Origin of the sequence: Sphingopyxis sp. H053 (genome assembly GCF_001468225.1) — a bacterium.
Classification (GTDB): domain Bacteria; phylum Pseudomonadota; class Alphaproteobacteria; order Sphingomonadales; family Sphingomonadaceae; genus Sphingopyxis.
Genome location: NZ_LNRU01000001.1, coordinates 370361 through 385097, shown reverse-complemented (window position 1 = coordinate 385097; position 14737 = coordinate 370361). Strand labels below are relative to the sequence as shown.

General features: G+C 64.0%; 8 protein-coding genes. 1 reads left to right on the top strand and 7 read right to left on the bottom strand.

Annotated features, from left to right (window positions below; genetic code table 11):
* Positions 1 to 3: 3 nt before the first annotated feature.
* From ATE70_RS01745 to ATE70_RS01720, 6 genes are all read right to left on the bottom strand, one after another.
* Positions 4 to 1362, bottom strand: a complete 1359-nt coding sequence (locus ATE70_RS01745) for an HlyD family type I secretion periplasmic adaptor subunit (protein WP_058536230.1) — start codon at positions 1360 to 1362, stop codon at positions 4 to 6.
* Entirely contained in the window at positions 1359 to 3113 is a 1755-nt protein-coding gene (locus tag ATE70_RS01740) for a type I secretion system permease/ATPase (protein ID WP_058536229.1), read from the bottom strand. The genes ATE70_RS01745 and ATE70_RS01740 overlap by 4 nt, the downstream gene beginning before the upstream one ends.
* Before the next feature lie 74 nt (positions 3114 to 3187).
* Positions 3188 to 10249 (bottom strand): peroxidase family protein, encoded by a 7062-nt coding sequence (locus ATE70_RS01735; RefSeq protein ID WP_058536228.1) that lies wholly within the window; start codon positions 10247 to 10249, stop codon positions 3188 to 3190.
* Positions 10250 to 10579: 330 nt separating this feature from the next.
* Positions 10580 to 11323, bottom strand: a complete 744-nt coding sequence (locus ATE70_RS01730) for a LuxR C-terminal-related transcriptional regulator (protein ID WP_082639303.1) — start codon at positions 11321 to 11323, stop codon at positions 10580 to 10582.
* A 148-nt stretch (positions 11324 to 11471) separates the two neighbouring features.
* Positions 11472 to 12494 carry a sensor histidine kinase gene (locus tag ATE70_RS01725; protein ID WP_058536226.1) on the bottom strand — a complete coding sequence of 341 codons (1023 nt, stop codon included), beginning with the start codon at positions 12492 to 12494 and terminating at the stop codon, positions 11472 to 11474.
* Entirely contained in the window at positions 12494 to 13171 is a 678-nt protein-coding gene (locus ATE70_RS01720; RefSeq protein WP_058536225.1) for a response regulator, read from the bottom strand. The genes ATE70_RS01725 and ATE70_RS01720 overlap by 1 nt, the downstream gene beginning before the upstream one ends.
* 288 nt (positions 13172 to 13459) lie before the next feature.
* On the opposite strand from ATE70_RS01720, the gene ATE70_RS25070 reads away from it, so the two are divergent.
* Positions 13460 to 13822 (top strand): hypothetical protein, encoded by a 363-nt coding sequence (locus tag ATE70_RS25070; RefSeq protein ID WP_156420150.1) that lies wholly within the window; start codon positions 13460 to 13462, stop codon positions 13820 to 13822.
* A gap of 200 nt (positions 13823 to 14022) precedes the next feature.
* Here the strand turns inward: ATE70_RS25070 and ATE70_RS01715 are convergent, their stop codons facing one another.
* Positions 14023 to 14724 (bottom strand): Crp/Fnr family transcriptional regulator, encoded by a 702-nt coding sequence (locus ATE70_RS01715; protein WP_058536224.1) that lies wholly within the window; start codon positions 14722 to 14724, stop codon positions 14023 to 14025.
* Between the last annotated feature and the right edge of the window lie 13 nt (positions 14725 to 14737).

The window sequence follows — 14737 nt, the reverse complement described above, 5'->3', positions numbered from 1 at the left end:
CACCTAATGTTCCCGGCCGGCCCTCCACAATGTTTGCGTGAGCGGTTCGATCAGATAGCCGAGCGCGGTCCGTTCGCGCAGCGGCACCATCACCTCCGCGGGCATGCCCGCGCGCAAGCTGCCATCGCCCCGGAGAGCCGCAATCTTTTTCATTTCGGCGGGCGGAACGACAACCTCGATCTCGAAATATTCCATCCCCGTGCGATTGTCCTCGAAACTGTCCGCCGACACCTTGCTGATCTGGCCTTTCAGGATCGGCAGGCTGCGTTCCTGGATGCCCGAAAAGCGCACTTGCGTCTGCATGCCCGACGTCAGGTCGTCGGCGTCGTTCGGCGAGGCTTTCGCGAGCACGACGAGCGCCTTGTCCTGCGGCACGATTTCCATCAGCATTTCGCCCGGCGCGACGACACCGCCGACGGTGAAGACCTTCAGCCCGACGACGCGTCCGTTGGACGGCGCACGAACCACCGACTGGGTCAGCCTCTCGCGCGTCGCGAACAGCCGCGGCTGCAGTTCGTCGAGCCGGACCTGGACCTCGCGCAGCTGCGTCGCGACCTCCTCGATCACCTGCCGGTCGAGCGACACCATCTGCAAGCGCGATTCGCCGATCGCCTCCTCCAGCCGCGCGACGTCGGACTGCAGCGCGCCGAAATCGCCGTCGAGCTGCGCCGAGCTGCGCTCCACCGCGCGCAGCCGGTTGGTCGAAACGAAACCGCGCTCGGACAATGTGCGCAGGCCGGTCAGTTCCTCGTTGATCAGACGCTGCTGGATTCGGTTCGATTCCATCTGGGCGCCATAGCCCCCGATCTGCTGGTTATGCTGCGCGATCCGCTGGCCCAGCATGCCCCGTTCGGTAACGCCCGAGCGTTGCCGCGCATCGAAAAGCAGGCGCTGGCCGCGCATTGCCTCGTCGGCAAGCACCCGATCGCCCGCGAGATAGGATGAAAATTCGGCCGGCCGCGCGATGTGCCGCGCGCCGTCGCGTTCGGCGGTCAATCGCGCGCGCTGCGCCAGCAAGGCCACGACTTCGCCGGTCAGGCCGCGTTCGGCGGCGACGATATCGGAGGCGGAGATTTTGAGCAGAACGTCGCCGCGGCGCACTTCGCTCCCCTCGGTCACCATCAAGGCGGTGACGATGCCGCCGTCCTTGTGCTGCACCGCTTGCCGATTGCCCGAAACCGACACCGATCCCTGCGCCATCGCGCCGGCGTCGAGCGGCGTGAACGCCGCCCAGCCGAGGAAGCCGACAAAAAAGGCCGCGGCGATCCATATCCCCGTGCGCAGCTCGCGCTTGGGGGAATCGATCGTATCGACGGGAAGCGGTTCGCCGTGCAAATCGTCGCCAAAGCTCATCGCGTTCATGGTTTTTTGTTCCTCGTCATCTTGATGACATTCGCCGCGGCGGCCGCGCTCTCGCGCAGCAATTCCATCACCTCGCCGCGCGGCCCCTGATATTCGATCACGCCATTTTTCAGCACCGCGAGGCGATCGGCGTCGCGCAGCGCCGACTGGCGATGCGTGACGATCATGATCGCCGTCTGGCGCAGCTTGGCGGCGGCGATGGCATCGTTCAGCGCCTCTTCGCCCTGGCTGTCGAGCGCGGCGTTCGGCTCGTCGAGAATGAGGACCTTGGGATCGCCATAGAGCGCACGCGCCAGCGCAATCCGCTGCGCCTGTCCGCCCGACAGGCGTAATCCGCCGTCGCCGATCTGGGCATTATAACCGCCGGGCAAATGCAGGATCAGGTCGTGGATGCCCGCAGCGATCGCGGCGCGTGTCACCTTGTCGTCGATGTCGACCGCATGTTCGCCGCGTGCCGCCGCGAAGCGCGAGATATTTTCGCCGATCGTGCCCGGCAGCAATGTCGGCTCCTGCGGCAGATAGCCGATGTGCGACGCGAGGCGTTCGGCATCCCAGTCGCCATATTGCGCCTCGTCGATGCGGACTTCGCCGCCGTCGGGCGGGATCGCCCCCGCGGCGATGCGCGCCAGCGTGGTCTTGCCCGCACCCGAGGGACCGATCACGCCGAGCACCTCGCCGGGGATCAGCCATGTCGACACGCCGCGCAGGATCAGCGCGCTGTTGTCGGGCGAACGCAGCGAAATATTGGACAGCTCGACATAACCCTCGGGAGCCGGCAGCGCGACGCGATCGCCGACCAGATTGTCGGTCGAACGGAACAGCGCCTCGATCGATGCCTTCGCCTGGCGCGCCTGCCCGATCGTCGGCCACGCCTGGACCATCTGCTCGATCGGCTGAAGCGCACGCGCCAGCAGCACCGACGCGGCGATGATCGCGCCCACCGAAATTTCGGCGTTGATCGCAAGCCAGGCGCCGACGCCGAGCGCCAGCGACTGCAGGAACATGCGCGCGAATTTGACCAGCCCGGTGTAGCGGGCGGCGGTCAATTGCGTGTTTGCGCTGGCCTCCAGCCCCGCGCGGCGATCGGCGATCTGGCGCGCGACCAGCGCGCGGCGCATCCCGAGCGCGCGGACGATCTCGGCCTTTTCGAACATCGACTCCTGTTTTGCATAAGCGGCCGCCATCGCCTGATGGCCCGTCGCGGCCGATTTCTTGGTCGCCCGCTCGTTGAGAAGCGCGAGGCCGAGGAGCACGACACCCGCGCCGAGGATCAACAGTCCGAGGGCGGGATGAATGATGAACGCGACCACGAAATAGAGCGGCGTCCATGGCAGGTCGAACAGGGCAATCGCCGATGGGCTGGCGACCGCCCCCCGGAAAGTGTCGAAATCGCGCATTGCCTGTGCCGCCGCCGGGTCGGCATTGCCCTTTGCGCGGGCGAGCAGGCGATCGAGGATCGGGGCCGCCAGCTGGCGGTTGAGCCGCAGCGAGGCGCGCAGCATCAACCGGCTGCGCACCATGTCGAGCGCGCTGAGGCAGGCGATGGCGAGCGCGACGATGACGGTGATCCAGAACAAGGTCAGCACCCCGCCGGTCGGAACGACGCGGTCATAGACCTGCATCATGTAGATCGTCGGCGCGAGGTAGAGGATGTTGACGAGCGCGCTGAACGCGGCGGCCGCCACAAAATGCTGACGGCACGCGGCAAAGGCCTGTCTGATCTGCGGCGGCACGGCGGAATCGGTTCGCATGACCCTGGTTCTTTCCTGTTCGGTCGAGTCCGGACCGGCGGGGGCCGGCCCGGACCTCCCGGGGGCGCGGGATTTTAGAGGAGGCTCCATTCATAATGGGCCTGCTCGTGGTGTCCGTTCGCTTCGAACCGCGACTTCAGCCACCAGGGTCCCAGGCTACTGTCGAACCCGTCGCTCCAGCGATCATGGCTCGGTGCCGAGGGATCGGGCACCGTAACGGTTCCGCCCTGATCGACGGGCTGCGGTGACGGATCGTTTGCCGTCGCCTCGCTCTCGGCCGGCGGCGTGCCATTTGTCGCCGAATTCTGCCCCGCCGAAGCAAATGCGAACGAGGCGGTCTGCATGTTGGCGGCGGAGACACCGTCGAGACGCAGCTCATTCCCGTCGATGCGGACAAGCGTGTCGTTCCCCGACTGGCTGATGACGACGCGCGAGGCGAAGCTCTGCGCCGTGATGCCAAGCCCGCTGAGGTCGACGATGTCTTCACCGAGCTGGAAGTCGGTGACCCGGTCGTCGCCTTCGCCGAAGACGAATATGTCGTCGCCGCTGCCGCCAGCCATGACGTCATCGCCGTCGCCGCCGTCGAGCCGGTCGTCACCCGATCCGCCCGCGAGCCTATCGTCGCCGGCATCGCCGAGCAGCACATCGTCCCCCGACCCACCGGCCAGATCGTCGTCGCCGGCACCGCCGTCGAGACGATCGTCGCCCGAGCCGCCGCCGATGACGTCGTCGCCGCCGCGGCCGCGGATGACGTCGTCGCGCGATCCACCCTTCAGAACATCATCGGAAGCCCCGCCGGTCAGCGTGTCGTCGTCGGACGGCGGGACCACGACGGCATCGTCATCGTCGTCATGATCGTCGTCATCGTGCCCATGATCGTCCTCATGGTCGTCACCATCGTCGTCGTCATGCGATGTCCCGGCATTCTGTGCGTTGGCGGTGGTGCCAAAGAAGGTCACGCTATGCCCTTCGGTCGCCAACGTCGTGCTGCCATCCTCGTTATCGGTCGCCGTATAATCGGCGATGGTCTTGCCATCGGCGAGTTCGAAGCGGTCCTGCGCGCGCATTTCGCCGATGATCACATCGTTGCCGCCGTTCGAGCGGAACACGATGCGATGCGCCGACTGGAGAGCCGTGATATCGACGGTGTCGTCGCCCTCGCTGCCCTCGATGGTGATCGTGCTGGTCAGCAGGCTGGTGCCCACAAAGGTGCCGATCGGCGTAAAGGTGTCGCCGCCGCCCATGCCGTTGATCACAATCTCCTCGATATTATCGAGTTCGGCGATGATCGCGGCGTTGTTGGTGCCATTGCGGGTAATCACGATCTCGGTGTTCGCGTTGAGGCCTGTGATGCCGGCCGCCAGCGCTGCCGCTCGCGAGTAGATGCGATAGGTTTCGGCCGAGCTGTCGCCGACGATCTTCACCGTGTCCGTCGTCCCGGCAATATTCGCCGCCGCCGTGTCGCCGTTGATGACGTCGCGGCCGTCGCCCGCCGTCCAGTAGATGATGTCGTTCCCGGCATCGCCCCGGATCGTGTCGTCGCCCTGTCCACCGATCAACAGGTCGTTGGCCGCACCGCCGTTGAGCGAGTCGTTGCCGGCATGGCCGAACACCGCCTGCGATCCGGCGGCGCCGTTTGCGCCATTCAGATTGGCGTTGTTGCCGGTCGTGCCTGCCACCACCGTGTAGGACACACCCGCAAAACGAAGCGTTTCGATCGTGCTAAGGGTATCGGTGCCCTCGGCGCCAGTCAGGTCCGTGACGACCAGATTGGTGCCGCTCGACCCCAAGGCAAAGCTGCCCACGCCGCCAGCCCACACCGCGACATCATTGTGCTGGGTGGGACTTAAAAACGGGGTGCTCGTGCCGCCATCGAGGCGATCGTTGCCAGAACCGCCGTTCAGGGTGTCGGCACCGCCAGCGCCGTTAAGCACATCATTCCCGCCGTTGCCATTCAACGTGTCGTTGCCGCCGCCCAGGATGGCGACCGCATTCGCGCCGTCCGCAATGTCGTCGCCAGCCGTACCATTAAAAACGTTGTTTACGAGCGGCAGGCCGTTCCAGTCGTCACCCACGACGCCGGTCGCCACCGAATAGACGGTCTCCGCATTGCCGCCGCCATCGGTGAAGCTGACCGCCACCCGGAGGATATCCCCGACCTGGCTGCCGACACCCAGGACTCCCTCGTTCGGTGTGAACGAAGCGCCATTGGCGTTGAGTTGGAGATTGGACCAGGACGTGCCGCCATCTTCCGACACCTGCCATTGATAGGAAAAGCCGCTGGCGATGCCGTTGGCATCGGCGATGCCGCTGGTATCGACGGTCAGCGCCTGCCCCTCGGTCGGGGTCAAGTCGCTGATCACGGGTGCGCCGGTGGCGGGTTCGTTGATCAACTGGCTGATCGTATATTCTACCGTGCCGCCATTCCCGTCGGAGAAGCGCAGCTTCTCGATGTTGAACAGCCGGTCGGTGCCATCCGACAGGGGCCGGTTCTGGAGCGTCTCTTCGGGAATGTCCTCGCCATTCCCATCCTCGCCGTCGCCAGGATCGGTAAAGCCGGTGTGATCGACCGTGATGCTGCCGTCGGCATTGCGCGTGAACGTGTAATTTTCCACGACATCGGTGTAGACCGCGATGTCGGTGCTCGCGTTTGCCGCATCGCCGTCGAGGATCTCGCGGACGATCGACAGCTGGGCGGGATTGATCTCGCCGGTGACCATGCGCGGCGCGATTTCGGTCATGCTGTCGACGCTGAACGCCGCCCAGCTGTCGCCCGGCTTGGGGGTGACGAGGATGCGGACGTTGAGCCAGCGGTCGCCATCGATGATGTCGTTGCCCGCAAGGCCCTTGATCACGTCATTACCGCCGCCGCCGAGCAGGATGTCGCCAGCCTGCGCGGTGCTGAAGATCACGCGTTCCTGCACGCCATTCTCGTCGAGCACGGGGACGGTCTGGCCATTGACCACCTTGGTCACCGGGATGCCCGCGCCGAGGTGGGCGACCAGCACGTCGAGCCCATCGATCAGATCGACGTTCTTCGCCAGCAGATCGTTCGAGTAGGAGTCGAGCGGCGAGTCCGGGCCCGGGATCGCCGCGGTATTCTGCAGCTCGCCGCGCGCGTTGGTGCTGCGGCTGCGTCCTGTCAGCGTGTCGTCGAGATTCCAGCCCGACAGCCCTTCGACCAGGTCGAAGCGGTCGCGCAGGATAAACGCTTCCTGCGTCGCGAAGATCGGGATGCCGAGGTCCGAATTGGCGGCGGTGCTATCGCCCTTGTGGATACCCCAGTCGAAACCGGCCTGCCCGTTCGAGCGCTGGATGCCCTCATTATTCTGGAACATGATGTCGTCGCCGGATTCGGCGTCATAGTCGGTGTCGCCGCTGCCGCCGTTCATCACGTCGTGGCCGATGATCGAGGAGTTGAAGAACAGCTCCGAATTCTCGCCAGCGAGCGTATCGAAGCGCTGCCCGCCTTCCAGCCAGTCATTGCCTTCGTTGCCGAGCAGGAAGTCGCCGCCCGAACCGCCGAGAATGAAATCGTCGCCGGTGCCGCCGAAGGCTTCCTTGCCGTCGGGGCCGGTGATGATGAAGTCATTGCCCTGGTTGCCGAACAGCAGCGACAGGCCCGAACCGCCATGGATGACGTCGTTACCTTCGTTGCCGTGGAGAAAGTCGGCCTCGCCGATGTCGGTGCCGGCGTTGGTGATGATGTCGTCGCCCTCGCCGCCGAACACCTTGTCGACGCCGTAACCGGCTTCGATCCGGTCGTTGCCGCCCTTGCCCCAGATGGCATCGTCGCCGCCGCCCGAGACGATGACGTCGTCATTCTCGGTGCCGCCAACGACGAAATGCTCGTTGCTGTTGATGCGGATATATTCGGCGATGCCGTCTTCATCGGCGTCGATACGCTCGATGAGGCTGGAAAAGCCGCCGAGGAACGGATCGTCCGACACCGGATCGGCGCCCAATTGCTTGCTGATATCCATTTCCAGCTGCGGCATCTCGAACGCCGAAAAGAGATTGCCCGGCAGTGCGGTCGAATGATCGTCGCCGAGGTCGGTGTTGCGCATCACCAGTTCGGCGAACGTATTATTCTCCAGCTCGTTGAGCAGGTTGAGCCCCTGCGTACGCGACAGATAATAGAAGCGGTCGGCGTCCTGCAGATTTTCCATCGTCATCTGGAACACAAAGCTGAAGGTCGAGCCGAGCATCCCGCCGAACGCCATCTTCTTTTCGGCGAGGCCGCCGATCCAGAAATCGATGTCGTTGAGCCCGCCGAGCTTCGCGTCATTGGCATAGGCGCCCTCGGCATTGAGGAAGTCGAGCCGGTCCGCGGGTGCGCCGGCGCCGCCAAGCACGAGCAAAGTCGCCGCTTCGCGAAGCTGTTCGACCGTCTTCGGATTCGCCTGCGTGTTGATCAACGTGTCATGCGTGCCATAGGCCGCGATGAAGTTGATGATCGACGCCGGGTTCTTGAGGTTGAGCGCGAAATCGGCCCAGCTTTCATAGGGCTTCAGCAACGTGTCGCCGGTCGCGTCGAAGAAGCGCTCGCGCGCGGTCTGGAGCGAGGGCATGCCGACGTCGCGGCCGCGCGCGAGGTTGATCGTCGCGAGATCGAGCGGAATGCCGAGCAGCTGGTTGCGCAGCACGTCGGTGACGAATTCGTCGATCTCGCTGCCCGTCTGGCGGCTCATGCCGCGGATGATCGCGCCCGACGCCTGCTCGGCGGTGCCGAGCGAGTCGTACATGACCGGGTTCAGGAAGCCGTCGAACAACGAGATGTCGTTCTGCACCGGATTGCCGTTCTCATCCATTTCGATGACCGCGATGTCCTGCCGCAGCATCGAATGGCCGAAACGATACACGACATGCGCGAATTCGGCGGCGATGCTGGGATTGATGTCGGCCGAAGGCTCGAACACGAAGGCGTCGATGTCCGGCTGCATCATGCGGCCGAATTCCTCGAACACCAGATGCTGATATTCCATTTCGTTGGTGAAGCGGCCGACCTGGAACAGGCGCTCGCCGTCCCAAACCAGCGATTCCGACAGCGTCGCAATCGCCGTCGGATTGCCGCTCGTCAGCGTCGCGAACTGCGCATCGGTCAGGTCGGTCAGCAGCCATTCGTTGATGAAGGCGCGGTCCATCGATGCGAGCGTCACATCCTTCGTATGCTCGACGATGCGGTTATGTTCGGCGTGGAACACCTGGTGCACCGCGGTCAGCGCGATATTCTCGTTCGCGCGGCCGTCACCCGCGATGAAGTGGCGGTCGAGCAGCTCGTTGTCATACGCCGCGGGGCCGCGCTGGCCCTGCGGCCCCGGCGTACCGTCGGCATTGGCATAGCCGAGCGCCGAGTCCGTGTCGGCCTGCAGCACGCCGCCGACCACGACCGGCGCGGCAGCATGGGCGATGTCGTCGAGGAAGGCATGGCCGGTCAGCACGACGCCTTGCGCGCTGACGGGCGCGGTGGGATTGCCTTCGCGCAGAATATCATCGGCCGTGCCCAACTGACCATCGGGGCCCATGCCTTCGACGAGCTGCGGATAGCCGTTCGCGCCGGGGATGAAATTGCCATAGGGATCGGTGGCGATCAGCGGAATATTGCCCACATTGAGGTCGGTAAGCTCGATCCCCAGCACGTCACGCGCCTGCGCCTTGATATCGGCCCAGGTGGCAAGGCCGCCGTTGCTCCCCTCGAGCAGCAGGCCGCTCGAAACCGGCTTGCCGTCGGGACCCGCGATATATTCGCGCATGAAGACCTGCTTCGACGCGGAAGAGGCATAGGTCTGGTTCTGGTCGACCCACGGCGTGGTCAGATTCTTCGGCCCCGGACCATCGTCGGCGGTGCCGAGGACGCCGTCGGCGCCGGCATTCACCGTCACACGGGTGAGCGGAATATAATTCTGGCCGCCCGGAACATAGAGCGGATCATCGGGCGACAACGGCACATAAACCGTGCCGTTGCCGCCCTTCGCGACCAGATCGAGGCCATGATCGAAGAATTGTCCAAAGATCGTCATCCAGCCGTTGAACGGCGACGACAGTCCTTCGTCAGGCGAAACGTTCGGCAGAAAGACGGTGTTGCCGTCCATCTCCACCCCATGTTCGGCGAGCGCCGCGTCGAGCGCGGCGTTGGCTTCGGCGACGACGACATCGACCGCCTGCGCCTCTGCCAGCGCGGTTTCGGCGCCGGTCAGCGCGGCCTGTGCCGCCACAAGCGCGGCGGCGGCGGCAGCGGCGGCGGCGGCCGAGGCGGTTGAGGTCGCCTCCGCCGCCTCGGCATTGTCCTGCGCCAGCTGGTAGGCGGCCTCGGCCGTGCCATATGCTTCCAAGGCCGCGGCGATCTCGGCGGCCTGTTCGCTGTTATCCGTCGTGTCGGCAAGGAGCGCCACATAGGCGGCGAGGCTCACGTCGCGCGTCTCCATCGCCGGGGCGACTTCGGCGCCGGCGGCTTCGAAGGCGGCCTGGTCGGTCGCCGCCTGCGCCGCAGCCGCGGCATCGACCGCCTCTGCGCCGGTCAGCGCGAGCTGGGCAGCCGCGACGGCGGCCGTAAGATCGCCGATCGTCCCTTCGGCGGCTTCGGCCGCCGCGATGGCGGCGTCGAGCGCGTCGCGTGCCGCAACGATCTGCGTCAGCGCGGTCATCAGCGGCTGGCCCGACAGGCCGGCGTGCGTCAGCGCCGCGGCAATGGCGGCGGGATTCTTCAGCGTCTGGTCGACGATCAGGTTGGAGATGATGCGCGGATCGGCGTCGATCACGGTGCCGCTGCCCGGGCCGGGTGACGACCCGCTGCCGGTGCCGGCGTTGGCGTAATTATTGTTGGTGTACCACGTCTCCACATTGGGCAGCGGATTGAAGTCGTAGCGATCGCCGTCGGCGTCGTTCATATATTCGGGCGTGAAGATGCCCGGGAAGGACTGATCCGCCGCGCCCCATTTCTCGCGGCCCGGCAGCAGATTGTTGTAGCTGCCGTCGACGGTCCTGAGGCCATAGGGCAGCAGATGCGCCTGCGCGAACCCGTCATTGCCGTTATAGCCGGCGACCAGCGCGGCGAGATCGCCCCCCGCTGCGTGCGCCTCTGCGATCTTGATCTGGGCGAGGATGAAGTTCAGGTCGTGTTTCGTAAGCTGTACCATGTCGCGTCTCCGGTCCGGCCGCATGCGACGGACGCACACGGCCTCATCCGCAAAATCGTGCGGACGAAAGGTTGAACAGAAAGCTGGTGCGGCCCCCCGCCAGCAAGACCGACGTCGCGAATCGAATCGACTCACCCGACGGCTTAAAAACAGGTTAAGTAAAATCGGGATATGGAGTCGATTGGACTTTACGTACTAGCCCGATATGGGACTCTATGAGTCTTCTTCACTATCCTGATGGCAGGACTATTTAGTACTTTTGGACAATATACGGACACAAATATTTTTCCCGGGACAAGCGGGATAAAAATATTCTGTTATCGATGAAATTTAACCGAAAGCGCGCGTGCTGAAATCGTCGTTCGCGCGGCGGCCGAGGAACTGGTCCCGGATAAAAGCGGACGCGTCTCCGCGGCTTTGCAGCGCGGCCACCGCTCCAACGCGATTATGCACACCGAGCAGGCGGAATGCCGCCGCCACATGGACCTTCACCGTGCTTTCGGAAATGCGCAGCGAGCGCGCGATTTCCTTGTTCGATTTACCCATCGACATATGCGCCAGCACTTCGCGCTGCCGTTCGGTGAGGCTGGATAGCGAGGCCTGGTGCGAACCAGAAGAGCCTGTCGCCCGTACTTCCGCGTCGACATCGCTGACGATCGGCGGAACATAGACCTGCCCGGCCATCACTTGCCGGAAGGCCTGGAGCATTTCATCCTGCTCCATGTCCTTCGGAATAAAACCATGCGCGCCGTCGGAGATGGCGCGGAGCACCGCGTCACGATCGCGCCGCCAGTCGACGACCACCAGCGAAAGCTGCGGAAAGCGGTGACGCAATCCGCGAATACCACCGGGGACCACCGACTTCAGGTCGATCCCGCCATCGAGAACCAGCATGTCATGCGCGCCGGTTGCGGCCAGCCAGTCGAGAGCCTGTTCGGCATCTCCCGCGGTCGCAACGTCACAATGAATGAATTCGCGCCGGATGATGGAAGCGAGACCGCTTCGGCAAAGTAGCTGCCGTTCCCAGACCAGTGCCCTTGATACAGCGGACAAAATATTTCCCCCAAAGTTCATCAACGGTTGCGACCCGCTGTGAACGCCGGATAGCTGCTCCCCTCTTTTGTCTTGAGCTAGTCCGCCGGAAAGATCCGCCCTACCGAATCCTTCAGTTCGAGATGTAGCGGATTTTGCTTACAGAAAGCTGACGGGCACGAAATCTGTATCAAGTCGCTACAATGTTGTCGAAATCCAGCTCGATCGACGGTTCGCCCGGATGGCTTTTCATCGCTCCGCCATGCACTTCCATAATGCGCGCGACGATCGACAGGCCAAGGCCGGCGCCGCCAAAACTCGCATGTTCGCCGCGCCGAAAACGGTCCGACAGGGCAAGCAGCCGGGCGGGCTCGATCCCGGGTCCGCCATCGACGACGCGAATTTTGGGTCCCGGGCCGCGAACGATAACCACCTCTTTGCCCGCGGCGGTCACCCGCACGGCGTTTTCGACGAGATTGCGCAGCGCCGCGGTCACCGCTTCGATACGGCCCATCACCGGTGGCCCGCCCTCGTCGCGGTACGCGAGCGCGACCCCCTTCTGCGCTGCTTCGACCGCGCAAAGCTTGATCGCATCGAGCGCCGCATCCGCCAGATCGATCGGCCGGAAGGGCTGCGGCGCCGCCGCATAGGCGTCGAGCTGGGCGAGCACCAGCAACTGCTCGACCAGACGGTTCATCCCCGCGAGATCGGCGCTCACGCGGTCGGTATCGGCGGTCTTCAACCGCCCCAGTTCCAGCATGGCGACCGCAAGCGGCGTTTTGAGCTCGTGCGCGACATCGGCGGCAAATCCCTCTTGCCGCCGCGCCGCATCGTCCAGCCGCGACAACAGGGCATTGACGGCCTCGGCAAAGGGCATGGCTTCGGTCGGGAAATCGGCGAGCGTCACGCGAAAACCGCGTTCGCGGCCCGTTGCCTGGTGAATGAATTCCGCGGCGTCATGGAGCGGCTTGAGCGCGCGGGCGATCAGCCACCGCGTCGCGATCGCCAGCGGGGCAAGCAGGACGATGATCGGGAAAATGACATGATCGATCACCTCATGGACGAGGCCGATATGCCCGTAGCTTTCGCGGACATCCTTTCGGACCAGTTCGAAATCGACGACCAGAAAGACAGCGAGCACGACACTGCCCGCGGCCGCCATCCAGGCAAAGCCTGTCCGCAGTTCGTCGATGATCGAGCGCCCCTGCTGCATCAATCGACGGGCTCGAGCATCAGATAACCGACGCCGCGGAGCGTCACCAGTTGATCGTGCACACCCAGCGTCGCGAGCTTTTTCCTCACCCGCGAGACCAGCACTTCGATCGCGTTCGGGGTTACCGGCTCGTCGAAGGAATAGAGCGACGCCTCGATCTGTTCGCGGCTGACGACGCTGCCCGCCTTGACCATCATCAATTCGAGCAGCGCCGCTTCGCGCTGGCTGAGGTGGAGCGGTTCGCCCTTGCACCTACCCACGCGCGCGATGGTGTCGAAATCGACCGGCCCCACGGAGAGGACCGGGCTCGAGCGAGCCCCCGGCCGGCGAAGCAGCGCGCGGACGCGCGCGGCAAGCTCCTCGATCGCGAATGGCTTGACCAGATAATCGTCGGCGCCCGCATCGAGGCCGTCGATGCGATCCCCCAACGCCGACCGCGCGGTGAGCATGATCACCGGCGTCGCAAGTCCGTGCGCACGCTCGACCATCAGCCATGCGCGCCCGTCGCCATCGGGCATGCCGAGGTCGAGCACGATAATATCATAGCTGGTCGCGGCAATCAGTTCGGACGCTTCGGACAGTATCGGCGCGATGTCGCAGCAAAACCCCATCGCCGAAAGCCCTTCGGCGGTCAAAGCGCCGATCCTGGCGTTATCTTCGACGATGAGTATGCGCACGCTGTTCCCCCGGGCGAGTGCAGCACCCCTCCCCGCGTTGGTCAAGCGCAACAACCTAATCCCTATGGCTTAATCCGATAGGTCGATGGACGGCCGGACGCGATCGCGCTTGAATTGTCGGAGCAGGGGTAGCAATTGTAACATTGGGCTGGGGGGACAGAATACTATGCGCAAAGAAGGCTGGTTCCTTTGCGTCCTTGCGGTGTCGTCGCTGCTTTGGCTGGTGCTGCACGCGTTCGACATCCTGTAGGCTCACACCGTTCGCGCGGCAGTCGCGATAGCGAATTGGTGAGCAAGCCTGCCCATCGCCTCCCTCACCCGACGGGCTGGCTCCGGCTTCGTCATCCAGATTTCCGACAACACATCGGGCACCATCAGATGCGCGGCCCGCCTGCACCGCTCGCCGATGCGCGCCAGCGAAAAGTCGCTGGTTCGATATGCGATATGGGAAAATGGTGGACAGGGCTGGATTCGAACCAGCGTACGGAAACCCGGGCAGATTTACAGTCCAACAAAACAGATGCTTTAATAGATGTCGAACGATACGAATCCATGGTTATCCTAGGATTTCTCGCTCAGCGCATGGATTGGAACGTTAGCAGAACATTGCATCAAATGGTGGCGTCATTACACATGATTTACACCAAGTAAGTCCGCTAGCTGGGTGAACTCACGTTGGTCGCATTTTAGCTGCCGTTCGTGACCAGCGTTTCTTATATCTAAAAAAAATCGCACGCGGCGAGCCGGCTGCACCTCGTCTGGCTAGAGGTCTTCAGCCATCGTCGCGAGCACATCATGCCGAAAGAATGGCATCCCTTCGTGAGTTGTATTGGGTGCAGCGGGGACGGACATCACTCACTCCACTGAGCCGCCGAGGCGTAGGCTTGCAGTCCAACCAGGTCGACGATCTCGATCGCTGCATATTTTCGGCGGATCAGGCCTTTTGCCTCAAGATCGGAAAGGCTGGCGTTGACCGTCTTCCGGCTGAGGCCGGTCATGTCGGCGAGATCTTGCTGAGCGAGTGCCAATAAACGCAGCGGCTCATGACCCTGCGCGAACCGGACGAGCCGCGCCGCCAGCCTTTGTCGCGGCCGAAGCGAAGCGAACTCGGCGATCATCTGAACCAGACCCCGAAGCTGGGCGTAGTGAAGGCTGGCCACCGCTTTCCAGATCAGCGGCTCCTGTCGCGCGATCGCCTCCAGCGCGTCGTCACCCGCCTGAAGGATCAGACTGTCGCCGAGGCTGATGGCGGTCACCAGCCTCGGGCCTCCGCCGAAGCGCACCGACTGACCTATAGTGCCGCCACGGCCCATCTGGCTGAGCAACACCTCGCGGTCGCCGATGGCTTGTGCATAGACTTGGACGGTTCCGCTGATGACGGTGACGATGCCGCCGGAATCATCACCCTCGGCAAAGACCCATTGTCCCGGCAACAGTCTCCGCAACCGCCCCTCCGACAGAAGCCGGCCGCGTAGATCGATGCCGTGGCCTTCGAGCCACTGGCACGATTCCAGCGCCGATGCCGCCGCCTCAAGGTCACTCACGCCCGCCATGCGCCATGCCTAA

What these genes read in the sequence shown, in the direction of transcription:
- ATE70_RS01725 (WP_058536226.1), bottom strand. Translation starts at nt 12,494, where the DNA reads ATGCAGCAGGGGCGCTCGATCATCGACGAACTGCGGACAGGCTTTGCC.
- ATE70_RS01735 (WP_058536228.1), bottom strand. Translation starts at nt 10,249, where the DNA reads ATGGTACAGCTTACGAAACACGACCTGAACTTCATCCTCGCCCAGATC.
- ATE70_RS01730 (WP_082639303.1), bottom strand. Translation starts at nt 11,323, where the DNA reads ATGAACTTTGGGGGAAATATTTTGTCCGCTGTATCAAGGGCACTGGTC.
- ATE70_RS01740 (WP_058536229.1), bottom strand. Translation starts at nt 3,113, where the DNA reads ATGCGAACCGATTCCGCCGTGCCGCCGCAGATCAGACAGGCCTTTGCC.
- ATE70_RS01715 (WP_058536224.1), bottom strand. Translation starts at nt 14,724, where the DNA reads ATGGCGGGCGTGAGTGACCTTGAGGCGGCGGCATCGGCGCTGGAATCG.
- ATE70_RS01745 (WP_058536230.1), bottom strand. Translation starts at nt 1,362, where the DNA reads ATGAACGCGATGAGCTTTGGCGACGATTTGCACGGCGAACCGCTTCCC.